At 60.9% G+C, this 26,522-nt stretch carries 27 protein-coding genes and 1 pseudogene; 9 read left to right on the top strand and 19 right to left on the bottom strand.

Translation table 11 applies throughout. The features are described 5' to 3' along the window. Positions 1 to 153: 153 nt before the first annotated feature. The 3 genes from leuD to AC13QO_RS27875 all read right to left on the bottom strand — a co-directional run bounded on the left by leuD (position 154) and on the right by AC13QO_RS27875 (position 1,659). A complete protein-coding gene (gene leuD / locus AC13QO_RS27885) occupies positions 154 to 762 on the bottom strand; it encodes a 3-isopropylmalate dehydratase small subunit (RefSeq protein WP_085779875.1) in 609 nt (202 codons plus the stop codon). A 135-nt stretch (positions 763 to 897) separates the two neighbouring features. Continuing rightward, positions 898 to 1,317, bottom strand: a complete 420-nt coding sequence (locus tag AC13QO_RS27880; RefSeq protein WP_285193258.1) for a VOC family protein — start codon at positions 1,315 to 1,317, stop codon at positions 898 to 900. A gap of 108 nt (positions 1,318 to 1,425) precedes the next feature. Continuing rightward, positions 1,426 to 1,659, bottom strand: coding sequence for a hypothetical protein (locus AC13QO_RS27875; RefSeq protein ID WP_085779873.1), 234 nt, complete (start codon positions 1,657 to 1,659; stop codon positions 1,426 to 1,428). Positions 1,660 to 1,772: 113 nt separating this feature from the next. Here AC13QO_RS27875 and AC13QO_RS27870 point away from each other — a divergent pair, with 113 nt between their 5' ends. Both AC13QO_RS27870 and AC13QO_RS27865 read left to right on the top strand, forming a co-directional pair. Next, entirely contained in the window at positions 1,773 to 2,678 is a 906-nt protein-coding gene (locus AC13QO_RS27870) for an HpcH/HpaI aldolase/citrate lyase family protein (protein WP_488542519.1), read from the top strand. Next, complete coding sequence (locus tag AC13QO_RS27865; protein WP_009996762.1) at positions 2,678 to 2,884, top strand: DUF1737 domain-containing protein; 207 nt, start codon at positions 2,678 to 2,680, stop codon at positions 2,882 to 2,884. The genes AC13QO_RS27870 and AC13QO_RS27865 overlap by 1 nt, the downstream gene beginning before the upstream one ends. 23 nt (positions 2,885 to 2,907) lie before the next feature. Here the strand turns inward: AC13QO_RS27865 and AC13QO_RS27860 are convergent, their stop codons facing one another. Then, positions 2,908 to 3,345 carry a metallopeptidase family protein gene (locus tag AC13QO_RS27860; RefSeq protein WP_085779871.1) on the bottom strand — a complete coding sequence of 146 codons (438 nt, stop codon included), beginning with the start codon at positions 3,343 to 3,345 and terminating at the stop codon, positions 2,908 to 2,910. 162 nt (positions 3,346 to 3,507) lie between these two features. On the opposite strand from AC13QO_RS27860, the gene AC13QO_RS27855 reads away from it, so the two are divergent. The 5 genes and pseudogenes from AC13QO_RS27855 to bfr all read left to right on the top strand — a co-directional run bounded on the left by AC13QO_RS27855 (position 3,508) and on the right by bfr (position 10,331). Then, complete coding sequence (locus AC13QO_RS27855; RefSeq protein WP_488542518.1) at positions 3,508 to 4,461, top strand: ImuA family protein; 954 nt, start codon at positions 3,508 to 3,510, stop codon at positions 4,459 to 4,461. Further along, positions 4,373 to 5,920 carry a Y-family DNA polymerase gene (locus AC13QO_RS27850; protein WP_488542520.1) on the top strand — a complete coding sequence of 516 codons (1,548 nt, stop codon included), beginning with the start codon at positions 4,373 to 4,375 and terminating at the stop codon, positions 5,918 to 5,920. Before AC13QO_RS27855 ends, AC13QO_RS27850 begins: the two co-directional genes overlap by 89 nt. Next, a complete protein-coding gene (locus AC13QO_RS27845; RefSeq protein WP_488542517.1) occupies positions 5,917 to 9,372 on the top strand; it encodes an error-prone DNA polymerase in 3,456 nt (1,151 codons plus the stop codon). Before AC13QO_RS27850 ends, AC13QO_RS27845 begins: the two co-directional genes overlap by 4 nt. Positions 9,373 to 9,471: 99 nt before the next feature. Next, positions 9,472 to 9,880: pseudogene (locus tag AC13QO_RS27840) on the top strand ((2Fe-2S)-binding protein). Continuing rightward, the gene (gene bfr, locus AC13QO_RS27835; RefSeq protein ID WP_064805736.1) at positions 9,846 to 10,331 is read left to right on the top strand and encodes a bacterioferritin; all 486 of its coding nucleotides are present in this window, start codon (positions 9,846 to 9,848) and stop codon (positions 10,329 to 10,331) included. Before AC13QO_RS27840 ends, bfr begins: the two are co-directional and overlap by 35 nt. Positions 10,332 to 10,412: 81 nt before the next feature. Here the strand turns inward: bfr and AC13QO_RS27830 are convergent, their stop codons facing one another. From AC13QO_RS27830 to rsfS, 6 genes are all read right to left on the bottom strand, one after another. Next, positions 10,413 to 10,946 carry an RNA pyrophosphohydrolase gene (locus AC13QO_RS27830; protein ID WP_085779867.1) on the bottom strand — a complete coding sequence of 178 codons (534 nt, stop codon included), beginning with the start codon at positions 10,944 to 10,946 and terminating at the stop codon, positions 10,413 to 10,415. A 24-nt stretch (positions 10,947 to 10,970) separates the two neighbouring features. Beyond that, positions 10,971 to 12,167, bottom strand: coding sequence for a divergent polysaccharide deacetylase family protein (locus tag AC13QO_RS27825; RefSeq protein ID WP_488542516.1), 1,197 nt, complete (start codon positions 12,165 to 12,167; stop codon positions 10,971 to 10,973). A 76-nt stretch (positions 12,168 to 12,243) separates the two neighbouring features. After that, positions 12,244 to 13,566 (bottom strand): S41 family peptidase, encoded by a 1,323-nt coding sequence (locus AC13QO_RS27820; protein ID WP_488542515.1) that lies wholly within the window; start codon positions 13,564 to 13,566, stop codon positions 12,244 to 12,246. After that, on the bottom strand, positions 13,556 to 14,956 hold the full coding sequence (locus AC13QO_RS27815) for a murein hydrolase activator EnvC family protein (RefSeq protein ID WP_488542514.1): 1,401 nt from the start codon (positions 14,954 to 14,956) through the stop codon (positions 13,556 to 13,558). Before AC13QO_RS27815 ends, AC13QO_RS27820 begins: the two co-directional genes overlap by 11 nt. Before the next feature lie 177 nt (positions 14,957 to 15,133). Continuing rightward, positions 15,134 to 15,616 (bottom strand): 23S rRNA (pseudouridine(1915)-N(3))-methyltransferase RlmH, encoded by a 483-nt coding sequence (rlmH, locus tag AC13QO_RS27810; RefSeq protein ID WP_221113834.1) that lies wholly within the window; start codon positions 15,614 to 15,616, stop codon positions 15,134 to 15,136. A gap of 117 nt (positions 15,617 to 15,733) precedes the next feature. Continuing rightward, the gene (gene rsfS, locus AC13QO_RS27805; protein ID WP_085779863.1) at positions 15,734 to 16,177 is read right to left on the bottom strand and encodes a ribosome silencing factor; all 444 of its coding nucleotides are present in this window, start codon (positions 16,175 to 16,177) and stop codon (positions 15,734 to 15,736) included. A 209-nt stretch (positions 16,178 to 16,386) separates the two neighbouring features. Here rsfS and AC13QO_RS27800 point away from each other — a divergent pair, with 209 nt between their 5' ends. Then, entirely contained in the window at positions 16,387 to 16,764 is a 378-nt protein-coding gene (locus tag AC13QO_RS27800; RefSeq protein WP_097598295.1) for a winged helix-turn-helix domain-containing protein, read from the top strand. On the opposite strand, the gene modC is transcribed toward AC13QO_RS27800, so the two are convergent. From modC to obgE, 7 genes are all read right to left on the bottom strand, one after another. After that, positions 16,765 to 17,832, bottom strand: coding sequence for a molybdenum ABC transporter ATP-binding protein (modC, locus tag AC13QO_RS27795; RefSeq protein ID WP_285193250.1), 1,068 nt, complete (start codon positions 17,830 to 17,832; stop codon positions 16,765 to 16,767). Then, positions 17,829 to 18,530, bottom strand: coding sequence for a molybdate ABC transporter permease subunit (gene modB, locus AC13QO_RS27790; protein WP_488542513.1), 702 nt, complete (start codon positions 18,528 to 18,530; stop codon positions 17,829 to 17,831). The genes modC and modB overlap by 4 nt, the downstream gene beginning before the upstream one ends. A 215-nt stretch (positions 18,531 to 18,745) precedes the next feature. Beyond that, a complete protein-coding gene (gene modA, locus AC13QO_RS27785; protein WP_488542512.1) occupies positions 18,746 to 19,534 on the bottom strand; it encodes a molybdate ABC transporter substrate-binding protein in 789 nt (262 codons plus the stop codon). A 476-nt stretch (positions 19,535 to 20,010) separates the two neighbouring features. Continuing rightward, positions 20,011 to 20,610 carry a nicotinate-nucleotide adenylyltransferase gene (locus tag AC13QO_RS27780; RefSeq protein WP_245362170.1) on the bottom strand — a complete coding sequence of 200 codons (600 nt, stop codon included), beginning with the start codon at positions 20,608 to 20,610 and terminating at the stop codon, positions 20,011 to 20,013. A gap of 37 nt (positions 20,611 to 20,647) precedes the next feature. After that, positions 20,648 to 21,931, bottom strand: coding sequence for a glutamate-5-semialdehyde dehydrogenase (locus tag AC13QO_RS27775; RefSeq protein WP_488542511.1), 1,284 nt, complete (start codon positions 21,929 to 21,931; stop codon positions 20,648 to 20,650). After that, entirely contained in the window at positions 21,924 to 23,093 is a 1,170-nt protein-coding gene (proB, locus tag AC13QO_RS27770) for a glutamate 5-kinase (protein ID WP_285193246.1), read from the bottom strand. Before proB ends, AC13QO_RS27775 begins: the two co-directional genes overlap by 8 nt. After that, complete coding sequence (obgE, locus tag AC13QO_RS27765; protein WP_488542510.1) at positions 23,080 to 24,168, bottom strand: GTPase ObgE; 1,089 nt, start codon at positions 24,166 to 24,168, stop codon at positions 23,080 to 23,082. The genes proB and obgE overlap by 14 nt, the downstream gene beginning before the upstream one ends. An 83-nt stretch (positions 24,169 to 24,251) precedes the next feature. On the opposite strand from obgE, the gene AC13QO_RS27760 reads away from it, so the two are divergent. Then, on the top strand, positions 24,252 to 25,118 hold the full coding sequence (locus tag AC13QO_RS27760; RefSeq protein ID WP_488542509.1) for an endonuclease/exonuclease/phosphatase family protein: 867 nt from the start codon (positions 24,252 to 24,254) through the stop codon (positions 25,116 to 25,118). Positions 25,119 to 25,188: 70 nt separating this feature from the next. On the opposite strand, the gene AC13QO_RS27755 is transcribed toward AC13QO_RS27760, so the two are convergent. Together AC13QO_RS27755 and AC13QO_RS27750 are read right to left on the bottom strand one after the other, a co-directional pair. After that, entirely contained in the window at positions 25,189 to 25,776 is a 588-nt protein-coding gene (locus AC13QO_RS27755) for a GNAT family N-acetyltransferase (protein WP_488542508.1), read from the bottom strand. After that, a complete protein-coding gene (locus tag AC13QO_RS27750; protein WP_285193242.1) occupies positions 25,773 to 26,429 on the bottom strand; it encodes a GNAT family N-acetyltransferase in 657 nt (218 codons plus the stop codon). Before AC13QO_RS27750 ends, AC13QO_RS27755 begins: the two co-directional genes overlap by 4 nt. Between the last annotated feature and the right edge of the window lie 93 nt (positions 26,430 to 26,522).

Raw genomic sequence — 26,522 nt, 5'->3', positions numbered from 1 at the left:
AGGAAATGCCGCGCAATCTCCGTTCCTCGCCCGCTCTCGGCATTGCGAGCCCTCTTGCCGCGAGCGGAGTCCGGGTCGAGACGAAGTAGCGAGTTTGTCAGCAAGCTAAGCCGCGCGAAAGCCCGGCCTGATCGGCAGACAACCCGTCAGGGGTCAAGCCGCCCAGGGATGCGACGCGGCGTTCTTCTTTTCGAATTCGTCAATCGCCTTGCCCTTTTCCAGGGTCAGGCCGATATCGTCGAGGCCGTTCAGCAGGCAATGGCGCTTGAACTCGTCGAGATCGAACTTGATGGAGCCGCCATCGGGGCCGGTGATCTCGAGGTTCTCAAGATCGATCGTCAGGATAGCGTTCGAGCCGCGCGAGGCGTCGTCCATCAGCTTGTCGAGGTCTTCCTGGCTGACTTTGATCGGCAGGATGCCGTTCTTGAAGCAGTTGTTGTAGAAAATATCGGCAAAGCTGGTGGAGATCACGCAGCGAATGCCGAAATCGAGCAGTGCCCAGGGAGCGTGCTCGCGCGAGGAACCGCAGCCGAAATTGTCGCCGGCGACTAGGATCTTGGCATCGCGATAGGCCGGCTTGTTCAGCACGAAATCGGGATTTTCGGAGCCGTCTTCATTGTAGCGGGCTTCGGCGAAAAGGCCCTTGCCGAGACCGGTGCGCTTAATGGTCTTCAGATAGTCCTTCGGGATGATCATGTCGGTGTCGATGTTGACGACCGGCAGGGGCGCTGCAACGCCCGTGAGCTTCACGAATTTATCCATGACCTATGCTCCATTTCAGCAAAACGTACTTTCCTGAATGTGCATCTAGTCCAGTTTTTCGCCGAAATGAAGGAGAATCTTTCTAAAATGGCGGCCACGCGACGTTCGCGTGGCCTGGGGGCGGTGCGAGGCCTGTTACTTGGCAGGCGCGTTCAAGCCCCAGAGGACGCCGAACGGATCGCGAAGCTGGCCGTAGCGGTCACCCCAGAACATCAGTTCGACCGGCATGACGACTTCGGCGCCGGCGGCCACGGCACGATCCCACCAGAAATCGATATCATCGATAACAAGCTGGATGGCAAAACCTTCATGGCCTTTGAAGGGATGGCCGTATTCGGGATAGGCATCCGCCAGCATGAGGGAGCTGCCATTGATATAGAGATGAATATGCATCGTCCGGCCGCTTTCATCGACCGGCACCCTGTGGGCCTCTTCGGCGCCGAAGGCCTTCTTGTAGAATTCCGCGGCCTTCACCGCACCATCGACGGTCAGGTAGGGCAGCAGGCCATTCTTCACCGGCGGCAGCTTGGCCGGTTTGTCTTCCATCGTATCCATGCTCGTCCTCCATCGTTTTTGAGCGCCGGCTGAATGCCCGGCTGCTTCAAAGACGTATCATGGAAGCATGATCCGACAGTGGCGGCCAATATTTTTGAAATCAGGACCTCAGAGATCGATGATCGTGCCGCGGCCGTCGTTCCAGACGCGCATCTCCGGCTTGCCGTTGTTTGCCTTGGCGCGCACCGGAGCGGGCTTCATCTTCATCGAAAGCGCGCGCCCGACCATGAACACGGTCAGGATGCCGCCGACGGCAAGCGTCACCGAGAAGGTGAGAAGCAGCATGGCGACAAAGAAGGTGGCGCCGGCCAGCATGAAGAAGATGGAGCGAATGTTCTGCATGGGTTTGAAACCTTTCTACAGAAAGGAATGTGGTCCTTCCTTTTCCTCTCTGCAAGGCAAGCATGGCTTTTTGTTGTCTTGCCGGGCTTTGCGAAGCTTGGCACTAATGGCTGATGAAGCAAACCACACCTCTGCGTTCCTCAAGTCTGCGCCGCTCGGTGCTGAGCGTGCCGGCCATCAATCTGCGGGCGCTCGAAAAGAGCCGTTCCCTTGATTGTGATGCGGTTATTTTCGACCTGGAAGACTCCGTCGCGCCCGAGAGCAAGGGCCAGGCGCGGGAAAATCTGCATGCTTTTTTTGCCGGACCGCCGCTCGAGGGCAAGGAAAGGATCATTCGTATCAATTCTTTGTCATCCGGATTCGGGGCGGCGGATCTCGATCTGGTCAAGGCGCTTTTGCCCGACGCCGTTCTCCTGCCGAAAGTGGATGGACCCCAGGATGTCATCGATATTGGCGATCTGCTGGCCGATGCACAGGTGCCAGAGGAGCTGCGCATCTGGGCAATGATCGAAACGCCGCGCGGCGTGCTGAACGTCGGGGCGATCGCCGAAACCGGCCGCATGCTCGGGGCGCGGCTCGATTGCCTCGTCGTCGGCCTCAATGACCTGCGCAAGGAAACCGGCGTCCTGCCGCAGCCGGGGCGAAGCTTTCTCGTGCCCTGGCTGATGCAGGTCATTCTCGCGGTCAAGGCTTATGGGCTTGATGCGCTCGACAGCGTTTTCAACGATTTCCGGGATGGCGAAGGTTTCGACGTCGAATGCGGGCAGGGTCGCGCTATGGGTTTTTCCGGCAAGATGCTGATCCATCCCGCGCAGATTGCGGCCGCCAACCGGCATTTCGGTCCGAGCGCGGAAGAGATTGCCGAAGCGCAGGCAATCATATCAGCCTTTGCCGATCCGGCCGCCCAAGGCCTCAACGTCATCAATGCGAACGGCCGGATGATTGAGCGGCTGCATCTTGTCCAGGCCGAAGCTCTGGTTCATAAAGCCCACCTGATTTCTGCAAGAAAGCCCGCCTGATGAAACTCTACCGCTTCCTGACCGGTCCCGACGACGCTTCCTTCTGCCACAAGGTCACCGCCGCCCTCAACAAGGGCTGGTCTCTGGAGGGCTCGCCGACCTATGCCTTCAATGCCGCAACCGGCGCGATGCAATGCGGCCAGGCCGTCGTCAAGACTGTCGAAGGCAAGGATTACGATCCGGAGATGAAGCTCTCCGAGCAATAGCGCGTTCTGCCGAACGCACGGTTTCAGCGCTCGGCGGCTTCCTCGGCGCTGGCCTCGATCCGCTCCATATCCTCATCGCTCAGCCCGAAATGGTGGCCGATCTCGTGGATCAGGACGTGAGTGATGATATCGCCGAGCGTCTCGTCGTTCTCGGCCCAATAGTCGAGGATGGGGCGACGGTAGAGGCGAATGCGGTTCGGCATTTCGCCGGTTTCCACGGTGAAACGCTCTGAAATTCCCCTGCCTTCGAAAAGGCCGAGCAGGTCGAAAGGCGTTTCCAGCGCCATATCCTCGAAAACGTCGTCATCGGGGAAATCCTCAATCTCGATGGTGAGATTAGTCGTCAGCTGGCGGAATTCATCCGGTAGATGGCTGTAAGCCTCCATGGCCAGCGACTCGAAGGTGCTGATCGTCGGCGCATGGCGGTCCTGCCAATCATCGCTCTGGTCTACGCGGGCCATGAATATTCCTTCCTTTGCGGGCCCATATAGAACCTTTGTCGCCGATTTTCGAGTGCGGAATCAAAGGCAGGAATAAATTCATAAAAAATGATTGTTGACTCTTCTTCAGCTCTCTGGAATCCATAAGAACATAACAGGAACAAGACGGACGGAGTAAACGCCATGGCGCAGAACGCCCTGGCGCGCGAGCGGCTTTTTGCGCTCCGCGAAACCATCGCCAAGCTAGAAGGAAAGCCTGCGCCGGCGCTTGCGGCAGCGGAGCGGGAAGCCATGGCTTCGGAAAAGACCGGAGAGATTCAGGAACGAAACGACCTCGGGCTTCGCCTGCCAATTGGCGTGTCACCGCTCGACGAGGCGATGGAGGGCGGCCTGCCGCTCGACGCGATCATTGAATTTCGCGCTGCAAGTTCCCGCGATGCTGGGGCGGCAAGCGGCCTGGCTATGGCTGTTGTGACGTGGATGCAGAAACAAGAGGAAGATGCCGGGAGGTCTCTGCCGCTGCTCTGGATCGGCGATGCGGTTGGCGCGCTGGAAGCAGGCCGGCCTTATGCCCCGGGGCTTAAGGATTTCGGATTGAAGCCGGAGCGATTTTTCCATGCCGCGCCGCGCAAGCTGGAGGATGCGCTCTGGCTTGCGGAAGCTGCCGTTGAAAGCGCAGCCTTCTCTGCCGTCGTCATGGAGGTGCGTGGCAATCCTCTGCATTTCGGTCTGACCGAAAGCCGTCGGCTTAGCCTCAGGGCGCGTGCCGCCCGCCGTCCGCTTTTCCTCATCCGTCAAGCCGGCGCGGAGGAAGCGAGCAGTGCTGCTTTGCGCCTTCGGGTCGAGCCGGCGCCTTCGAATCTGCGGCCGTTACCGGACGGATCGAAGCTAGCCGGCAGTATCGGTAACCCGATTTTCCGTCTCACGCTGGAGAAGAGCCGACATCCGGCTCCATTCTCCTTCCTTCTGGAGTGGAGCCCCCATGAACGCGAATTTCTTGCCGTCGACAAACCAAGCTTCACTCGGTCTCCAGGCGAAAAATCAGCGCATTCTGGCGCTCAGCTTCCCGCATCTGGCCACAGATCGCATCGCACGCAAGCGCTGGGGGCTTTCCTGGCGTTCGAAAGGGCGTCCTGAAGAACCGCCGCTCGTCTGTTGCGGCAAGCTCAACAACGCCATGCGTTTGACGGCGCTGGACGAATTCGCCGAGAGGTTGGGATTGCGGAAGGATCAAGGCGTTGCCGAAGCGCGCGCCATGTATCCGGCGCTCGATGTCATGGAAGAAGATCCTGCGGCCGACCGCCGGCTTCTGGAAGCCATTGCCGACTGGTGCGACCGTTATACGCCGATGGTGGCGTTCGATGGCAGGGATGGGCTGCTTCTCGACATTACCGGCTGCGCTCACCTCTTCGGCGGGGAAAGAGCTCTTCTCAAGGATATTCTGTCGCGGCTCTTCCATATGGGGCTCGATGCACGAGGTGCGGTCTCATCGACGTCGGGCCTTTCCTGGGCTGTCTCCCGTTTCGGAAACGGCGGCATCGTGGAAGACGAGGAGACGGAACATGTTTTGATGCCGCTGCCTGTCGCGGCCTTGCGCCTGGAAGAACAGATCGTCGAGGCTTTGAAAAAGCTCGGGCTCAAATATGTCGGCGATGTCATTCATGCGCCGCGGGCGCCGCTCACCCGCCGTTTTGGCCCGGCGCTGCTTCTGCGGCTCGACCAGGCGCTGGGCCGCGAGGAGGAGCCGATCTCGCCCCGGCGTCCCGTCGCCAGTCTTTCGTCCGAACGTCGTCTGATCGAGCCGATCGGAACGGAAGAACAGATCCTTGCCGTCACCGGGCAGGTTGCCGTGTCGCTGAAGCCGTCGCTGGAAGCGCGCGGTGCCGGCGGGCGGGTGTTCGAGCTAGTGCTGTTTCGTGTCGACGGCAGGGTTTTCCGCATTTCCGTCGGTGCTTCGCGGCCGCTTCGCGAGCCGAAGCTCGTTGCAGGGTTATTTTCCGAACGGCTGCATGCGATTTATGACGATATCGATGCCGGCTATGGTTTCGAGATCCTGCGCCTGAATGTGCTGCGGCATGACCAGTTCAACGACACGCAGGGCGATTTTGAAGGTGACCGGCAGGATGAAATCTCTCTTTCAACCTTCGTCGACCGCGTTTCGGCCCGTCTTGGCCGGGATTGCCTGCAAAGTTTCCAACTTCGGGAAAGCCATGTGCCGGAGCGGGCCGTGATCACGGTACCGGCAATGGAGAGCCTACCGGCATTGCAGAAAGTGAAGCAGGACAGCGCGCTTCCTTTTCGTGAGGAGCGCCCTCTGCGGCTCTTTGCAAACCCGGAGCCCGTTGAGGTCGCATTTGCTGAAGTGCCGGACGGTCCACCGCAGACTTTCCGCTGGCGGCGGACACAACATCAGGTGGCAAGAAGTGAAGGACCGGAACGGGTCGCCATGGAATGGTGGATCGATGGGGATGATGCGCAGACGCGCGATTATTTCAGAATAGAGGATGAGTCTGGACACCGCTTCTGGATCTATCGTCAGGGTCTTTATGGTGAAAAACCCGATCCACGCTGGTTCATGCATGGGGTCTTTGCATGAGGGCCGAGCCTGCATTCTTCGAAATCGGCACGAGAACGAACTTCTCGTTCCTCGAAGGTGCCTCCAGCCCGGAGGAGATGGTCGTGCAGGCCGCTCACCTCGGACTCGGCGGTCTCGGCATTGCGGACCGCAATTCGGTTGCCGGCGTCGTCAGGGCACATGCGCAGGCCGAGCAGCTTGAGGAGAGATATAAAAACAGAGATGCGATTATGGCCCAGGCAGCGAAGGAAAGGAAAAGAGAAGAGATTCTCGATCCTATCCGGATTCAGCCGGGCGCCCGACTCGTCTTTTCCGATGAAACGCCTGATATTCTCGCCTATCCCCGCAATCGGCAGGGCTGGGCGAATCTCTGTCGTCTCCTCAGCGCGGGCAATCTGAAAGAAGAGGCAGTCAAGGGCGCCTGCATTCTGACAGAAGCAGAGCTCATGGAATGGGGCGACGAGATGATGCTCGCGCTCGTTCCGGACCGGAGCCTTATCAGCGATCCTGCCCGCCAGCCGGTGCTTGAAGACTATCTGGAGCGGTTTCGCAAACGGTTCCGCAAGGGATTTTTCATGGCGTTGTCGCCAGCCTATGACGGGCGGGACCGGCAGGCCTTTGCGGTGTTTTCCATGCTGGCCGCCCGAAACCGTGTGCCCTTGATTGCAACCAATCAGCCGCTCTATCATCACCCCGATCGCCGGCCGCTTTCTGATATCGTGATCGCGATCCGGGAGCATGTGCAGATCTCGGAAGCCGGATTCCTTCTGGCGTCCAATGCCGAACGCTTTCTCAAGGATGCACGTGAAGTATCCAGGATTTTCCGGGACTATCCTCACGCGGTCGAGAATACGCAGGTGTTTTTCGCAGGGCTGAGCTTTTCCCTGAACGAGTTGAAACATAATTATCCCGCGGAAAACGATCCCGGCGAAACCCCGCAGCAAACTCTGAAAAGACTGACGTGGGCAGGAGCGGCAAAACGTTATCCGGATGGTATTCCCGAGAAAGTGGCGCAGCAGATCGAGTATGAGCTGAAACTCATCGGCGACAAGAATTATGCCTCCTACTTTCTGACGGTTCACAAGATCATACAGCACGCTCGTTATCAGATTGGTGTGCTTTGCCAGGGGAGGGGGTCGGCAGCGAATTCGGTCATTTGCTTTTGTCTTGAGATTACCGAAGTCGATCCTCAAAAGAGCACGCTCCTCTTCGATCGCTTTATTTCGATGGACCGGGACGAGCCGCCTGATATCGATGTCGATTTCGAGCATGACAGGCGTGAAGATGTCATCCAGCATATTTATGGAAGGTATGGCGTCGCGCATGCCGGGCTGACGGCAGCCGTCACCAGCTATCGCACTCGTTCGGCAGGCCGCGAAGTCGCCAAGGCCTTTGGCCTGTCGGAGGATGTTCAGTCGGCCATCAGCAGTCTCGTCTGGGGCTGGTCCGAAGACAATCTCTCGGAGCGGGATGCGAAGGCGGCTGGCCTCGACATCAAAAATCCAGTGACGCGGAATGTGCTGAAATATGCATCGGAACTCCTCGGTTTTCCGCGTCACCTCACACAGCATGTCGGTGGCTTCGTCATCACGCGGGACCGGCTCGACGAAGTGGTGCCGATCATGAAGACGGCGATGCCGGATCGATACATGATCGAGTGGGACAAGGACGATCTCGACAATGTCAAGATTCTCAAGGTGGATGTTCTGGCGCTCGGCATGCTCACCTGCCTGCGGAAAGCTTTCTCGCTGCTTGAACTGCATTATGAGATCAAGAAGACGCTCGCCGATCTCGGCAATAGGGAGCATGGAGAAGAAGGCGAGCCGGTCTATGACATGATGGGCCGCGCCGATACGGTCGGGGTTTTCCAGATCGAAAGCCGGGCGCAGATGAGCATGCTGCCGCGTCTGAAGCCCAGGCGCTTTTATGATCTTGTCATCGAGGTGGCGATCGTCCGGCCGGGACCGATCCAGGGCGACATGGTCCATCCCTATCTGAAAAGACGGGAACAGACGAAAAGGAATATTCCGATCGAATATCCGAGTGAGGAGCTGAAGACGGTTCTTGAAAGAACTCTTGGTGTGCCTTTGTTCCAGGAGCAAGCCATGCAGATTGCAATCACTGCGGCAGGCTTTGCGCCAGCGGAGGCGGACCGGCTTCGACGCGCCATGGCAACGTTTAAAAGAACCGGCACGATCGGCAATTTCGAGACGCGTTTCATCGAGGGGATGACGACAAACAAGCGTTACACCAAAGAATTTGCGCAGCAATGTTTCAATCAGATCAAGGGTTTCGGTGAGTATGGATTCCCCGAAAGCCACGCCGCCTCCTTCGCGCTGCTGGTTTATGCCTCCTCGTGGATCAAAGCCTATTATCCCGATGTCTTCTGTGCGGCGCTGCTGAATTCACAGCCGATGGGATTCTACGCGCCGGCCCAACTGGTACGGGATGCACGAGAGCATGGCGTGAAAATCCTGCCGGTCGATATCAACCAGTCGGACTGGGATTGTACCCTGGAAGAGGCCGCCTTCGATCATACGGCCATTGATTTCCGGCACCGTGAAATGCGGGAAATCATCAGGACACGACATGCGGTACGGCTCGGCCTGCGGCAGATCAAGGGTCTTTCGTCCACCGATATGCAGTTGCTCGTCGACAATCGTGGAGGAGGTTACGCGTCGGTGCGTGATCTCTGGCTGCGTTCCGGGCTGCAGAAATCCGTCATCGAGCGACTGGCGGATGCGGACGCCTTTCAATCCATCGGACTATCGCGTCGCGAGGCGCTTTGGGCGGTACGGGCTCTCGATGTGAAGAGCGCAACGGAGGAACTGCCGCTTTTCGGGCAAGTGCGCCATATCGATCTGCAGCCCGAACCTCAGGCAAAGCTGCCGGATATGCTGCCGGGAGAGCAGGTGATCGAAGATTATCGCTACCTGTCGCTGTCGCTGAAGGCGCACCCCGTATCTTTCCTGCGCGACGATTTGCGCAATGCTCGCGTAACACGCAATGTCGACTTGCTGCGCGTCGCGAACGGGCAGCGGGTAACGATTGCCGGCCTGGTGCTGGTGCGGCAGCGACCGGGATCGGCCAGCGGCGTGATCTTCATGACACTGGAAGATGAAACCGGCGTTGCCAATGCGATTGTCTGGCCGAAAATTTTCGAAAAATACCGGTCGGTCGTCATGGGTGCGCGGTTGGTGAAGATCTTCGGAAAACTGCAAAGCCAGAGTGGCGTGATTCATACCGTCGTCGAGCATATCGAGGACATGACGCCTGCCCTTGGTATCCTGCAGCGCGAGGCCCGCCGTTTCGGCGCTTGCGAACGCTCGGACGAGGTATTGCGGCCCGGCGGCGACCAGCGGCAGCTTGGCGATGCGCGCAAGAGGATGGGGCGAGAGACGGCTGCCGCAAGCCGGCATACGGATGTGGCGGAAACCGCCGATATCATGCCGCGCGGCCGGAATTTTCATTGAAACGCGTCGCGCTGCCCTGGCTTATCTCCACGTCTTTTGTCGTGCATGTCATCGCCTCCGAAGCGAATATTAGAAAATTTGCAACAGGCTCCGCCTAACGTGCCTTGCAGGGAAGCGGACTCGAATTTTTTCTTGACAGCAACCATCTTCTTTAGCAGAAAACACGATAGTCAGTGTCATGTTTGGAAATGAAGACGTGCTTGTCTGCAGCTGCAATTACATAACCGACAAGGAAATCCGGGAGGTTATCACCAACCTTCTCGACGAAGATTGTTGGCAGCTTATCGTGCCTGCGAAGGTCTACCACGCCATGGAAAAACGCGGCCGTTGCTGCGGCTGCTTCCCCAACGTGGTCGACATCATCATCCAGACGACCGAGGAATATCACGCCCGTCGCCACTCGACGGAGGCCGAAATATTTGATTTCATGTCGCGCTTGAAGCAGTTCCATGAGGAAAACAGGAGAGCGGACATTGAAAGGCGACAAAAAGGTCATCGAGCGGCTTAACGAGGCATTGTTCCTCGAACTCGGTGCGGTCAACCAATATTGGGTTCACTATCGTCTTCTCGAAGATTGGGGCTACACCAAACTCGCCAAGAAGGAACGCGCCGAGTCCATCGAAGAGATGCATCATGCCGACCGGCTTGTCGCCCGCATCATCTTCCTCGAAGGTCATCCCAATCTGCAGACCTTGGCCCCTCTGCGTATCGGCCAGAACGTCAAGGAAGTCCTCGAAGCCGACCTCGCCGGCGAGTACGACGCCCGCACGGCCTACAAGAAGTCGCGCGATATCTGTTATGACGCCGGCGACTATGTGTCGATGAAGCTGTTCGAAGAGCTGCTGGCCGATGAAGAAGGCCATATCGATTTCCTCGAAACGCAGCTCGATCTGCTCGAAAAAATCGGCGAAAGCAAATACGGCCAGCTCAACGCCGATTCCGCCGACGAAGCCGAATAAGCTCCTACCAGATGCCGGCCGCGTCAGGGCGGCCGGCACTCCCGTGCTCGCCGCGCGCAAATCGGAAGCATCGCGGTCTGATCAGTCCTCCGATTTCAATGCTGTCAGATGCTGGAATTCGGCGATCACCTGGTCATAGACGGCGCGTTTAAAGGGGACGATCAGGCTAGGTAGCTCCTGCATCGGCTTCCATTCCCAGGCGTCGAATTCGGGATCGTGGCCGCCGGGCGGCGGGTTGATGGCGATCTCGTTCTCGTCGCCCTCGAAGCGGAAGGCGAACCAGCGCTGCGTCTGACCGCGGAATTTTCCTTTCAGTCCGATGCCGATCAGCGTCGGCGGCAGATCGTAATTGATCCAATCGCTTGCCTCGGCGAGCAGCGTCACCGTCCTGATGCCGGTTTCCTCATAGAGCTCGCGATAGGCGGCATCCAGGGGATCCTCGCCCTTGTCGATGCCTCCCTGGGGCATCTGCCAGAGCTGCGGCGAGCCGTCATATTCGGAATTGCCGTCAGGGATGCGTCGGCCGGCCCAGACCAGGCCATCGCGGTTCAGGATCATCACGCCGACGCATGGGCGATAGGGCAGATCCTCGGCTTTCACGGTCGCTTGGCTCATCTTCTTCTCCGTTGAGACATCATCTCAGGGGTTTTTGGGGTCGTTGGAAAGCGCCGCGACGCCGACGATCTCGATGCCGCGCATCGAAGCCTCCTCGCTCCACTTGGCAATGGCGTCGACGCTTTCGTCAAAAGCCGAGGCGATGCCGATCGCCTGGCCGTTTTTGCGTGCGATGCGTTCGAGCTCGTCGAGTTTCTTCAGGATGGCGTCGACATTAAGCTGGCCGTCGAGCTGCAGATCGGCAAAGGCATAGGGCAGTTCGGTCCCCTTGGCGACATCAGCTGTTTTCGACTGCGCCGACGTCCCGTCGTCGAGGAAGAGCAGGCCGCGTTTGCCGATATCGCGCATCACGGGTTCCATGGCGGCAGGGTCGGAAAGGAAACGGCCGCCGAGATAGTTCATGATACCGGTGTAATTGGTGATCTCGCCCATCGCCTTGTGCAGGTTCTCGATGTTGCGGGCGATCGGCTTTGAGGTCAGCAGGGTCTCCGGGCCCGGATCAATGGCCGGATAATCAAACGGTTCCAGCGGCACCTGAAGAAGGATTTCATGGCCGCCGCGGCGAGCCTCCTGCATCCACCGCTGGAGGCTGTTGCCGCTTGCGGCAAGGGCCAGCGTGATCTCCTCGGGCAATTCGGCGATGGCGCGCTGCGTTCCTGTCTGGCTGAGCCCAAGTCCGCTGACGACAATGGCAATGCGCACACCGCGGGCGCCGGACGAGGGGCGGGCATACTGATCCATCGGCCGTCGGCCGTCGGGACCGACGATCGGTAGCCTGCCATAGGCCGAATCCTCGAGCAGTGTCTCGTTCGGCAGCGCCGCCATGCGCGGATCCTGGCCGACCTGCATTGCATCGACCAATACCGGTCCGCTGCCGTCGCGGGGACGGGGGCTGTATTTGGTAACGACGGAGCCGTCGCCGGTGACCATCTGCTCGACATTGGCGCCCGAACGCGGTTCCGCGCGCGGCATTCCATCCGCCGCCTGGCCGGCCGGCGTCTGCGCTGGTTGAGGCGTGCTGGAAGAGGGCGCTGCCGCTTGCTCGGCTGCCGGCGGTTTTTTGCGCTCGAGCCCGTCGCCGCGAAAGGCCGTATAGAGAGAGAAGCCGCCTATCGCGAAAAGGCATAGACTGGCGGCGATCCGGCCGAGGCGCAGCACTCCCGGCCGCCGACTGCCGGTTTTGCGGTTGCGCCCCAAAGGCGCATGCAGGTCCGTTCCCAATTTTCTCGCCCGCTCCAAACCGGGAAACAGCAGAAAGGGTCAAGGCCGGGCGAGTGCCCGGCCTTGCAATGATCGATTACTTGGCGACGACGGCCTTGTCCGGGTTCGGCGGGAAGGCCGGGTCGGTCTTCTTGCCGCGCAGCAGGTCGAGCGCGTAGTTCAGCTGAACGTCGTCCTTCGGGTCTGGCGGCACATAGGCAACGGAGCCTGAACCCTCGTCGGTTTCGCTCTGGCCCTTGATGTGGCCGCGCAGGCTGGATTCACCCTCCGTCACCATCTTGCCCTGAAGTTCCTCCGGCAGCGGCTCCTCGACCTTAATGTCGGGTGTGATGCCGGTGCCCTGGATCGAGCGCCCCGACGGCGTGTAATAGAGCGCCGTGGTCAGGCGTAGCGCGCCGTTTTCGCCGAGCGGGATGATCGTCTGGACAGAACCCTTGCCGAAGGAGCGGGTGCCGAGAACGGTGGCGCGACGAAGATCCTGAAGGGCGCCGGCGACGATTTCCGATGCGGACGCCGAACCGCCGTTGATCAGCACAATAACCGGCTTGCCGTCCGTCAGATCGCCCGGGCCGGCATTGAAGCGGCGGGTTTCATCGGGATTGCGGCCGCGGGTCGAAACGACCTCGCCACGCTGCAGCAGGGCATCGGAGACATTGATCGCTTGGTCGAGCAGACCGCCCGGATTGAGGCGCAGGTCAAGGACGTAACCCTTCAGCTTGTCGGCCGGAACGGTGTCCTTGATCTTCTTGATCGCCTTCTCCATGTCGGGATAGGTCTTTTCGGTGAAGGAGATGATGCGGAGATAACCGACATCGTCCTCGACGCGCGACTTGACGGCCTGGACGGCGACGACGTCACGGACGATCGTCAGCTCGATCGGCTTGTCGGCGCCCTTGCGGATCAGCGTCAGCTTGATTGGGGTGTTGACGGCGCCGCGCATCTTCTCGACGGCGTCTTCCAGCTTCAGGCCGCGAACGGACTGCCCGTCGATCTCGGAAATGTAGTCGCCGGCGAGAACACCGGCCTTGGCGGCGGGCGTGTCATCGATCGGCGTGATGACCTTCACGAGCTCGTCTTCAATTGTGACTTCGATGCCGAGACCGCCGAACTCACCCTTCGTCTGGGTGCGCATATCTTCGGCGTCCTTCGCATTCATGTAGCTCGAATGCGGGTCGAGCGAAGACAGCATGCCGTTGATGGCGTTTTCGATCAGCTTGTCTTCGGCCGGCGGCGTGACGTACTGCGCGCGCACGCGTTCGAAGACATCGCCGAATACCGACAGTTCCTTGTAGGTGGAGGATCCGGCTGCTTCTGCCGGCACACCTGCCGAATAAATGACGCTCATCGCGGTCGCACCCATCAATGCGCCGACCAGAACAAGAGAAGCCCTACGAATCATTGCGTGCCTTTCCAGTGTCCTTGGCGGTCCACCACGGTCGGGAATCGACCGGTTTACCGTCTTTTCGAAATTCAATGTAAAGCGTTGGCCGGTCCGTTTCCAGCGCCAATGCAGTTGCGCTCGCCACTCTTTTCGCTCCCATCATGGCGAGCGGTTCACCAGAGAAAACGAATTTTCCCTGACGGGTATTGATGGTATCCATTCCCGAGAGAACCAGGTGGTATCCGTCGCCCGCGTCGAGAATGATCATCTGACCGTAACTGCGGAAAGCGCCGGCAAAAACCACCAGCCCGTCTGCCGGGGCCGTCACCACTGTCTCCGGGTTGGTGGCGACCGTCATTCCCATGGCTTCATGCCCGGTGCCATCGGCATCGCCGAACTGGCGCAGGATATCGCCTGCCACGGGCAGTTCCAATTTCGCCCTCAAATCTGCGAAGGGATATGCGGGCGCAATGCGGTTTTTATCGGGCACGCCGCTCTCGGCCAGCGCCTTGGCCTGAGCCCGCTGCTCGTCCGTCAAGAGCTTGCGGTTCTCCTCCGCCTGACGGGCCGCGGCGGCCGCTTCGCGTACCGAGGCGATCTCGGATTCCATCGAGGCGACGAGGCCTTCGAGGCTGGTCGCCTTGCCCGCGAGTTCCTCGGACCGCTTCTTCTCGGCCTCCAGATCAGCGGCGTTGCTGCGGCTGAGCTTGTCGTTTTCGGCAAGCAGCAGATCCATGCGCCGCTCTTCCTCGATGCTGTCGGTCATCGTCGCCGTCAGCTGGCTCTTCTCGGCGGCGCTTGCCGTCTGTAGCGCGGCCAGGCTTGCGAGATCGGCGGCGAGCTTGTCGGTTTCCTTGCGGATGCCGGGAACGACGGCGCCCAGCAGGATGGCGCTGCGCACGGATGCGAGCGCGTCGTCCGGGGTAACGAGCAAAGCCGGCGGCGGATTGCGGCCCATGCGCTGTAGTGCCGCCAGCACCTCGGCCAGCAGGCCGCGGCGTTCGTGCAGGGAACGGCGGATGCCATCCTCCCTGACGCCGAGGTCGGCAAGCTTCTTCTCGCTCTCAAGGATCTGTTTTTCCAGCCCCTTGCGGCGGGCGGCGGAATCGATCAGCGCCTGGCGAATGCTCTGCGTGCTCTTTTCCAGATTGGCGATACTCTGCTGGAGTTCGCTCACCTTATCGGAGGAGAGGCTGATTGATTTCGACAGGGTTTCGAGTTCGGCGCGGGTCTGATCCCGTCTGGCGGCAAGTTCGGCGGCCGGATCGGGCGGCGGCGCCTCGGCGGGCGGCGGGTGTGAAGATTGCGCCGCTTCCAGGGCGGCATCCTGGGCCAGAACTGAAAACGGGCTTGTCGAGACGAGGATGAGCGCAACACCAAAACCGGCTGCAAGTGCCGGCAAAATCATGCGGTGTCGCCTGGTTGGAGTCGTCGTCATGCGTGTCAGGGCACTCTCTCAAATCGCGCGGAGACTAAGCTGATTTGGCACGCTTTGCCAGAAAGTTTGCAGGAGAAAGCCTGCCTGCGCAAAACACGGCTGCGTGACAATGCGACGCATAGCCGAGCAATGGACTAGCCTGAATAGTCAGACGCGGTGATAGGGGTGGCCGGACAAAATGGTGACGGCGCGGTAGAGCTGCTCGGCGATCAGGGTGCGCACGAGTTGATGCGGCCAGGTCATCTTGCCCAGGCAAAGCGTGGCGTCGGCCCGGTCGTAAAGGCCGGGATCAAGGCCGTCGGCTCCGCCGATTGCAATCGTCAGCTCACGTTTGCCCTGGTCACGGTAGTTTCCGAGCAGCTTGGCGAAGGCTTCACTGTCGAGCGCCTTGCCGCGTTCATCGAGAAGGATGAGAACGCTGCCCTCGGTCAGCGATTTCAGCAGCATCGCCGCCTCTTCTCGCTTTCGAGTCTCCGCATTGGAGGCCCGGCTTTCACCGACTTCAGCAACGCGGGTGAATTCGAGGCCGACAGCAGAGCCGGCCTTGGCGAAACGATCGAGGTAACGGGCCACAAGATCCTTTTCGGGGCCGGACTTCAGCCGTCCCACCGCAAAAAGACCAATTCGCATTTCCCCGCTCCTGCTCGTGACGGCATTTCAGGCACACGATACACCGCGGCCGGCTTCTCATGTTTCCCGGCCAGTCAAATGCCGCATCTCAGGCGCCGGGCGATGCCGGCCCGCCTGTCAGTGCCGTGTCTCTTCATCCATATCCGGAGCCGCCCACATCTTTTCGATGTTGTAGAACTCGCGGATTTCGGGACGGAACACATGCACAATGATGTCACCCGTGTCGATCAGGATCCAGTCGCCGCCTTCCTGACCTTCGACGCGGGCCGTACCGAAGCCTTCGTCCTTGAGATCGGTGAGCAGGTGATCCGAGATCGCCAGGACGTGCCTGTTCGAGCGGCCGGAGACGACCACCATGTAGTCTCCAAGCGCCGATTTTCCGGCAATGTCGATCGTGACGATATCTTCAGCTTTGGAGTCCTCAAGGCTGGTGAGGACGGCTTCTAAGGCGCGGGCAGCGGCATCGGCGCCACGTTCCGCACTCTTCGGGACAACGGCGAGCGTTTTTCCCTTGGCGTGTACTGTTGTCAGTTTTTTCCCTTTCCTGGAATGACAAACCATGCACAACACGAGATCCGATTAAGACCGGATCATGGTTAAGATAGGCATCAAACCATTAATGTTTCAAGACGTGCTAAGGTACAGAGCCGCCGAAAATCCGATCTGGTGTCAGAATTGAAGAATATTGCCGCCGGGGCTGCTTGTGCGGTCGGTGTACAGTTTCCGTACCGCGGCGTAAAGTGCGGCAAATTCCTCGATTTTCCGATTCGATGACCGACTCAGCCGTAAAAACACCTGTTCCCGTCCTGCGAATCAGCTTTCCGAATGAGCACCGCCTCGGTCACGGCAAGATGGAGCTGCTGGAGCATATCCGCGCGACCGGGTCGATCTCGGCGGCCGGGCGGGCGATGGACATGTCCTATCGCCGCGCGTGGCTGCTCGTCAGCGAGATGAACCGGATGTTCTCAGAACAGGTGGTGGAGCCGCAGCGCGGCGGCCAGAAGGGCGGCGGCGCGGCATTGACGCCGTTCGGCGAAGAATTGCTAGCGCGGTTTCGCCGGATGGAACAGACGGTGCGGGAGAGCCTTGCCGAGGATCTCGCCTGGCTCGAAGCCAAGCGTAACCTGCTGCTCGGCGAGCACGATTGATCAGCTTTCCAGGGCAACCGTCTTGATGATGGCGAAGACGATCTTGCCGCGCCGAAGATCGAGGCGCTCGCAGGAAAGCGCGGTGATGCGGGAGAGAACGGCATCGCCGTCGCAATCGAGCCGGATTTCGACTGTTCCGTGGTCGTCCGGCGCCATGTCTTCGATTTTGCCTTCAAGAATGTTCAGCGCGCTCATGCCCTCGGGCCTTGCGGTCGCCAGCATGACATCGCGGGAAGGAATGCGGATGCGCACCGGTCTGCCTGGTGCGAGGGCGGTGCCGGGAATATGCAGCCGGTTGGATTTCAGGGCGACGATCGACAGGCGGTGGCGCGCATCGAAGCTCTCGACCCTGCCTTCGAGCAGCGCCCCCACCTCTTTCCGGTCGGAAGCCGCAGAGGGATGGCTCAATATGTCGACTGCGGGACCTGTCGCCTCCACCTTGCCGTCGTGCATGACGACGACCTGGTTTGCCAGCCGCGCCACCTCGGCGATCGCATGGCTGACATAGACGATCGGGATTTCGGTCTCATCGCGCAACCGCTCGAGATAGGGCAGGATCTCGGCCTTGCGCGCCTCGTCGAGGGCGGCAAGCGGCTCGTCCATCAGGAGCAGGCGCGGCGAGGAGAGAAGGGCACGGCCGATCGCGACCCGCTGCTTTTCGCCGCCGGAAAGTTTTGCGGGGCTGCGTCCCAACAGCGGCTCGATGCCGAGCAGGTCGATGACATGATCGAAGCTCTCGCGGTGTGCCGCCTTTGGGGCAAACCAGCGGCCGTAAGAAAGATTGGCGCGGACGCTCAGATGCGGGAACAGCCGCGCCTCTTGGAAGACATAACCGAAACGGCGGCGGTGTTTCGGGACGAAGATGCCAGCTGTCGTTTCGGTGAGGCGCTCGCCGTCAAGCACGACGCGGCCCTCATCCGGCCGGGCGAGACCGGCAATGATGCGCATCAGTGAGGTTTTGCCGGAGCCGGAGCGGCCGAACAATGCGGTCACACCGCCTTCGGAGGTGAAGGCGGCGTCGAGCGCGAAGGCACCGAGCCTCTGTTTTGCCTCGACGATCAGGGTCATTCCGGATCGATCCTTCGGCCGGCGAGACGAGCGAGTAATTCGGAGGCGAGCACGGCAGCCATGGAAATGACGATGGCGACCAGCGTCAGCCGCAGCGCGCCGGCATCGCCGCCCGGCACCTGGGTGAAGGTGTAGATCGCGGACGACAGGGTCTGGGTCTCGCCGGGAATATTGGAGACGAAGGTGATTGTCGCGCCGAATTCCCCCATCGCCTTGGCGAAAGAGAGGATCATGCCGGCGATGATGCCGGGGAGCGTCAGCGGCAGCGTGATCGTCAGGAAAATCCAGACAGGGCCGGCACCGAGCGTTCCGGCCGCCTCCTCCAGCTTGCGGTCGACTGCTTCGATCGACAAGCGAATGCTGCGCACCATCAAGGGGAACGCCATGACGGCACAGGCGAGTGCGGCGCCCGTCCAGCGGAAGGAAAAGACGATGCCGAAATATTGGTCGAGCAGGCTGCCGATCGGGCCGCGGCGGCCGAAGAGGATCAGGAGAAGGAAACCGGTGACGACGGGCGGCAGGATCAGCGGCAGGTGAACGATGCCGTTCAGCACCGACTTGCCCCAGAAGCGGCCGCGGGCCAAGAGCAGGGCAACGAGAATGCCGAAGGGCAGGCTCGCCAGCATCGCGACGATCGAGACGCGCAGGCTGAGCAGGATCGCCGTCCATTCCTCATTGCTCAGGCCCAGAATATCCAATCCAAACCGTCTCCCTGATAATCGAAGTCGCCGAGGCAAGCCTCAGTTTGATGACAAACCTGCGGTGTCACTCGACGCCTGCCCCTCATCCGCGGGGAGAGGGTTAGGGTGAGGGGCAAGCATCTGAACGAAGCGGGCAGCCAGAGCAGTGGGTCAGCAGCCTTGACTGACGCTAAGCTGTCGCCCCTGATTCCGCAATCGCCTCAGTTTCTCAATCACTTCAGGATAGTGAAGCCCTGCGCCGTGAAGAAGACGGACGCCTTGTCCGATTTCAGGAAGTCGAGATAGGCCCTTGCATTCGGGTTCTTGCTCTTAGCAACGATCGCGACCGGATAGATGATCGGTGGGTGGGAGTCGGCCGGGAAGGTGCCGACGATCGCGACATCCTTGTCGGCCGCCGCGTCGGTCTGGTAGACGATGCCATAAGGCGCTTCGCCGCGGGAGACAAGGACGAGGGCTGCGCGTACGCTTTCGGCGCCGGCGACCTTGCTTTCGACCGATGTCCAGACGCCGAGTTTTTCCAGCGCAGCCATGCCGTATTTGCCCGCGGGAACCGATTTCGGCTCACCCATGGCAAGCCTGCCCTCACCGAGCAAAGCGGCGAGATCGAAACCCTGTTTGATCTCGACCGGCTTTGCCTTGTCCTTTTCGGCCACGAGCACGATCCGGTTTCCGAGCAGGTTCGAGCGGGTGTCGGCTTTGATCAGCTTCTTCTTGCCGAGGTAGTCCATCCAGTCGAGGTCGGCCGAGATGAAGATGTCGGCCGGCGCGGCGTTTTCGATCTGCTTGGCAAGAGCCCCGCTCGCCGCATAGGAGGCGACGGCTTCCTTGCCGCTCTCCTGGGTCCAAGCGGAATTGGCGGCGTCGAGCGCATTTTTGAGACTTGCCGCGGCAAACACGGTCAGCTTCTCAGCGGCTGCGGTGGGTGCCGGCAGCGCCGCGCCTATGCAGAGAGCCGCGATCGCGGCGGTTGCCAGCTTCATCCATTGGCAGCGGTTCTGCATGCATTCACTCCTCAGGTCTCGAAATGTTTCTACGAATATAACGATACTCATAGATTGGCTAGGGGATATGTCCATGAAAATATAACCCTACCGGCGGCCGGGCTTATCTCTTCATGACGGGCTTGCTTTTGAGAGGCTGGTCCGTAGGCGCGCGATGAGCGGGGATGGCGATTGCCAAGTCAGCGGACCCGCAGGGGGAAAGAGTTGTTTTGCAGAGCTTGCCGATTAATGCGGCAGCATTCGACGCCTTGTGACTGCAGTATTGCGTCGGTTGCATTGCTGCATTGCACAAAATGATATTCACCTTGCCGCGGAATATGGTACGACACATTCGTCGAAACGGCTTTCTCCTCCTCCCATAGCCGTTCGACAGGATCGGCAACACTCCTCCTCCCAGTTGTCGATCGAGTTTATAAGCCCGACGGATCTCCTCCCCCGTCGGGCTTTCTCGTTTCCGGGATTTTTTCCAAAATCAACTATCTGACCGTGCCCGGCAAAGCGCCGTTGCGGATTGCCGTCGAGCTCAGGCCGGAGCGTGGGCCGTGGATGAAGGTCCAGGCCGGAGCCCGCTTCTTCCAGAGAACGCGCGCATCGTCCTCGTCGACGCGCGCGAAATCGAAGCTCCGCGTCATTTTCGAAGAGAGATAGGAGAGCGTCGCGCCCGGCCGGTCTATCACCGCGATCGGAAAGGTGCGGGCGATCTCCTGCCATTTCTGCCATTTGTGAAAGGTCTGCAGGCTGTCGGCGCCCATGATCCAAATGAAATGCACATGCGGATTGCGGGCCTTGACGCGGGCCAGCGTATTGGCTGTGTAGCTGACGCCGAGCGCCTGCTCGAAAGCGGTGACCTTGATGCGCGGATCGGCGGCGACACGCTCGCTTTCGGCAATTCGTTCGGCGAGCGGCGCGAGAAGATTGCGGCTTTTCAGCGGATTGCCGGGGGTCACCATCCACCAGAGCTGGTCGAGACCGAGCCGCTTGATGGCGATTTCGGCGACGAGCGCATGGCCCTCATGCGGCGGATTGAAAGACCCGCCGAACAGGCCGACGACCATGCCGCGCTCGCTGTGCGGCATGCGGAGATAACGTCGGTCCAGCTCTTCCGTCGTCACGTCAGGGTCGGGTCTGTCCGGCACCGCGCACCCGGTATTTGAAGGAGGTCAGCTGTTCGACACCGACGGGACCGCGGGCATGCATCTTGCCGGTGGCGATGCCGATTTCCGCGCCCATGCCGAACTCGCCGCCGTCGGCGAACTGGGTAGAAGCGTTGTGCAGCAGGATCGCCGAATCGACTTCGGTGAAAAAACGCTCGACGACGCCGGGATCCTCGGCGATGACGGCCTCGGTGTGGTTCGAGGAATATTTCTGGATATGGGCGATGGCACCCGATATGCCGTCGACGACGGCGACCGAGATGATCGCGTCGAGATATTCGGTCGACCAGTCCTGCTCCGTCGCGGGCTTCAGGCCGGGCACAACTTTCAGCACCGCCGCCGAAGCGCGGATCTCGCAGCCGGCTTCCGTCAAAGCCTTGAGCAGCGGCGTCAGATGCGTGCCGATTGCCGCGATATCGACGAGCAGAGTCTCGGCAGCGCCGCAGATGCCGGTGCGGCGCATCTTGGCGTTGACGACGATCTTCTTCGCCATCTCAAGATCGGCCGATGCATCGACATAGATGTGGCAAAGGCCTTCGAGATGGGCGAAGACCGGCACCCGCGCCTCGTTCTGGACGCGGGCAACCAGGCTCTTGCCGCCGCGCGGCACGATGACATCGATTGCCCCGTCGAGGCCACGCAGCATGGCGCCGACCGCAGCTCGATCGATAACAGGAACAAGTTGGATAGCGTGCTCTGGAAGTCCCGCTACCTTCAGGCCTTCGACCATGCAGGCATGGATAGCCTGCGATGAACGTCGCGAATCCGAGCCGCAGCGCAGGATGACCGCATTGCCCGCTTTCAGGCAGAGCGCCCCGGCATCGGCGGTGACGTTCGGCCGGCTTTCAAAGATCACCCCGATGACGCCGAGCGGCGTGCGGACGCGCTCGATCTTCAGGCCGTTCGGCCGATCCCAGGCGGCGATGACTTCGCCAACCGGATCGGCAAGGGCGGCGATGGCGCGGATTCCCTCGGCCATCTCGGCAATGCGCTTTTCGTTCAGCGTCAACCGGTCGACGAAGGAGGCAAGCGTTTCGCTGCCTTCGATATCCTTCAGGTCCTTGGCGTTTTCGGCCAGGATATGCGCCCTGCTCGCCAGGATCGCGTCGGCCATGGCGTTCAGGGCCTTGTTCTTCGCCTCGGTGGACGCAAAGCCCAACGGTCGCGCGGCAGCCTTCGCCTTGCGGCCGATGTCGTTCATCAGCGCATCAATGTCAGGCCCCGGCGCAACGGTATCAAGCATAGCTCGCGTCCTTCTTCTGCCTTTCCGATTTCGGTCTGATCTGGGCGGTCATCACCATGTCGTCGCGATGGACCATGGCGGCGCGTCCGGCATAACCGAGAATGGCCGCGATCTCGGCCGATTTGCGGCCGGCGATGCGGCGGGCATCCTCGGCATCGTAGCTCGCAAGGCCGCGGGCGATCTCTCGACCGGCCGGTCCGATGATCGCTACCGTGTCGCCACGGCTGAAGAGGCCGGAAACGCTGCGCACGCCGGCGGGAAGCAAGCTCTTGCCGGCGCCGAGCGCGGTGACGGCGCCCTCGTCGACATGCAGTTCGCCCGCCGGCTGCAGCTGCCCTGCGATCCAGGTCTTGCGGGCGGTGACCGGTGTTCCCGAAGGTGCGAACCAGGAGTAGCGCGCACCGTTTTCGATCGCCGACAGAGGGCTGTCGGTCTTGCCCGACGCGATGATCATGGCGCAGCCCGACGTGGTGGCGATCTTGCCGGCATCGATCTTGGTGCGCATGCCGCCACGCGAGAGCTCGGAAGCGGCCCCTCCGGCCATCGCCTCGATTTCCGGGGTGATTTCGCCGATCGTCTCGAGGAAGGCCGCATTCGGATCGAGATGCGGCGGCGCGGTGTAGAGGCCGTCAATATCGGAAAGGAGGATGAGCAGGTCGGCGCCGGTCATCGTCGCCACACGGGCGGCAAGCCGGTCGTTGTCGCCATAGCGGATCTCGCTGGTCGCGACCGTATCGTTTTCGTTGATGATCGGCACGGCGCCGATCTTCAGGAGCTGATTGATGGTGGCGCGTGCGTTGAGATAGCGGCGGCGTTCCTCGGTATCACCGAGCGTCAGCAGGATCTGGCCGGCGACGATTTCGTGGCGCGACAGGCTCTCCGACCAGGCGCGCGCCAAGGCGATCTGGCCGACGGCGGCGGCGGCCTGGCTTTCCTCTAGCTTCAGCGCGCCGGCGGGCAGGTTGAGCACCGAGCGGCCGAGGGCGATTGCCCCCGAGGAGACGACGAGCACGTCGACCCCCTTGGCCTTCAGGCCTGCAATATCGGCGCACATCGCATCGAGCCAGGCCTTCTTCAGCCCGGCCTTACGATCGACCAGCAGGGCCGAGCCGATCTTGATGACGATGCGGCGGTAGCGGCCAAGCGGCTTACGGCTGGTCATTGGCCGCATCCTCGTCCGTGCCTTCTTCGCTGACGATCATGTCGCGATGCCGGAGCTTCGGCACCTTGGCGGGCTTTTCCTCGGCATTTTCTTCGACGATGATATCGCGCAGCGCGCGCAGAACCTCCGTCATGCCCCTGCCGGTGACAGCGGAGATCTGGAACGGCGTCTTGCCGCAGGCCTTCGCCAGCTCCTTCGTCTTCTTCTTCAGTTCGGCCTCGTCAAGCACGTCGATCTGCGACAGCGCCACGATCTCGGGCTTGTCGGTCAGCTCATTGCCATAGGCTTCGAGCTCGTGTTTGACCGTCTTATAGGCCTTGCCGACCTTTTCCTCCTGGGCGGAGACGAGATGGAGCAGCACGCGGGTGCGCTCGACATGGCCGAGGAAACGGTCGCCGATGCCGACGCCCTCATGAGCGCCTTCGATCAGGCCCGGAATATCGGCCAGGATGAACTCCCGCTCGTCAACCGTAGCAACGCCGAGATTGGGATGCAGCGTGGTGAAGGGGTAGTTGGCGATCTTCGGCCGGGCGCGGGTAACCGATGCGAGGAAGGTCGACTTGCCGGCATTGGGCAGGCCGACAAGGCCGGCATCGGCAATCAGCTTCAGCCGCAGCCAGATGGTTTTTTCCTCGCCTGGCAGGCCGGGATTGGCCCAGTCCGGGGCCTGATTGACCGAAGTTTTGAAATGGGCGTTGCCGAAGCCGCCATTGCCGCCATGGGCGAGGCAGTAACGCTGGCCTTCCTCGGTCAGGTCGCAGATCATCGTTTCCCGGTCTTCCTCGAAGATCTGGGTTCCCACGGGGACCTTCAACGTCACGTCTCTGCCATTGGCGCCGGTGCGGTTGCGGCCCATGCCATGGGTGCCGATCGTCGCCTTGAAATGCTGCTGATAGCGGAAATCGATCAGCGTGTTCAGGCCATTGACGGCCTCCACCCAGACATCGCCGCCGCGTCCGCCGTCACCGCCATCGGGGCCGCCGAACTCGATGAATTTCTCGCGCCGGAAGGAAACGCTGCCCGCGCCGCCATCTCCGGATCGGATATAGACCTTTGCTTCGTCGAGAAATTTCATTTTACTTCCATATTCCGTGGCAGTTGGACGGCCCGTCTTGGCCCATTCGATATAGGCGGTTCCGACGGAGGTCAAAGATTATCGTGAATTTTGTCAGCTATAACATACAGTACGGCTTCGGTCTCGACGGCCGATACGATCTGGCGCGGATCGCCCGGAGCCTCGAAGGCGCCGATGTCATCGCGCTGCAAGAAGTGACCCGCGGCTTTTCCCGCAACGGTTTTGCCGACATGGTGGCCGGGATTGCCACCTTGTTTCCCGACCATTTCTGGGTGTATGGGCCGGCCTGCGACATACATATCGACGCGGGTGAAGGCGGCTTGCTGCCGGTGCACGGCACGCGTTTTCAGTTCGGCAATATGGTGCTGTCGCGCTGGCCGATCCTGTCGACGCGGACGCTGCTTCTGCCACGCAGCCGGACGATCGCCAAGATCAACCTGCAGCGCGGCGCAACCGAGGCGCTGATCGCCATTCCGGGCGGAGCGATCCGCGTCTACTCCGTGCATCTCGACCATGTCTCCGCCGACGAGCGCATCCGCCAGCTGCAATTCTTGAACGGGCAAGTCAACGCATTCGTCCAGGAGGGCGGATCGCTGACGGGCGGTGGCGAGCTTGATCTGCCGGAGCTGCCGCTGCCCGACGAGTATATGATCATGGGCGACTTCAACATGGAGCCGGAATCGCCGGAATATTGTGCGCTTGCCGGCGCCGGCGGCGGATATTACGGCCGTGTCGCCAGGGTCGGCACCCCGGTCGACGCCTTTGCGGCACTCAAGGCTTACGGGCCGGACAGCTACAGCTGGATGGATCCTGATGATCACGGCAAACGCATGCATCTTGACTACTGCTTCGTCAGTTGCGGCCTGGAGAGCCGGTTGAAATCCGCCCGGATCGATACACAATCCCTCGGTTCCGATCATTTCCCTGTCTGGGTCGAGATCGGCGATTGACGAAGACGCCGCCGAGCCGGCGGCGTCTTCTTTTCCACTTCTTTCAGAGCATGTCCGGCACCATGCTCTGTTATGCGACCTTGCGCGGCTGCAACGCGCCCGGCTGGAGCACGGTTTCGATGTGCGACACCATTGTGTTGCGGGCGAAACAATAGATTTCGCCGCAACCCGTCATGCGGAACCCGAGCTTCTCCTGCAATCGCAGCGAAGCCGGGTTGTCTGCGAAGACACCGGAATGAACAGGCGTCTCCGGCATGCGGCGCGAGAAGCGCTCGATGATCGCCGCCACCGCCTCGCTCATATAACCGCGCCGCCAGTAGTAGCGGTTCAGCCAATAGCCGAGGTGCCAGCGGCCGTGGCGCAGTTCGATCGAGACGGCGCCGATATGGACATCGTCTTTGCCGGTGATCGCGAGCGACCAGTCCGGCAGCGTGCCTGACGTGACCGGCATCAGCCAATCCAGCGCATCCTGCCTGTCGAAGGGCGCGGGGACGCGGGAAAGCATGCGCGTCACGGCGAAATCGGCAAGCGATTCCGCGATGGCGGGGGCATCGCTCAGCCGGTGGGGGCGGAGCGTCAGCCGGGCAGTCGGGATGACCGGCGCAGGGCCGGGCATCTTCGGCCTGGTATCCGGCCTTTGCAGTGCCGACGTGCTCATGCGATGTTCCCCCAGCTTCGCAGCGACATCCAGGTCTTGCGGTCGAGCCTGTACCATTCGACAGGCACGTTGCTGCCGAGCGCCAGCGAGGCCGCGAGGCCCGATCCCTGGAACTGGAAGCCGCACTTCTGGATGACGCGGCGCGAGGCGACGTTCATCACCCGGCAGCGGGCGTCGATCTGATCGACGTCCTGACGGGTCCGGAACACCATGTCGACGAGGGCATGGCAGGCCTCGGTGGTGTAGCCCTGGTTCCAATAGGGCTCACCCAGCCAGTAACCGATCTCGACGGTCCTGCCGTCGCTGTGGGGTTCCACGCCGCAGCACCCCATGAAGGCGCCGTTTTCGGCTTTGGTGATGGCATAGACGCACTTGCCAATCTCGCCATTTCGCGAACGCCAAACAAAGTCGGCGGCATCATTGGCGGTATAGGGGTGCGGCATACGCGATACCATGGTGGCGACTTTGGCGTTGTTGGCGAGATGGGCAAGGGCGTCGATGTCTTCCTCGTGGGGCGCGCGCATGACGAGCCTTTCCGATAACAAGACAGGGCAATCGGTCCTTAACCGCTCCGGCCTCAGCCGTTCCTTGGAAGACCGCTGGTCTTCCCGGGAAGACCGTGATTGGTCAACCCTTATCAATTCGCCTTGCATGTTCAGTCCTCCTGTTTGGACAAAGAAAAAGGGGAGATGGCGCCCCATCTCCCCTTTTTTCTGGACTGAACCTGGTACGGCCAGCCGGGTCGA

It is taken from the genome of Rhizobium sp. CNPSo 3670, from assembly GCF_057784555.1.
Note: the sequence above shows the minus strand (reverse complement) of the source record. Positions and strands in the feature narration are given on the sequence as shown.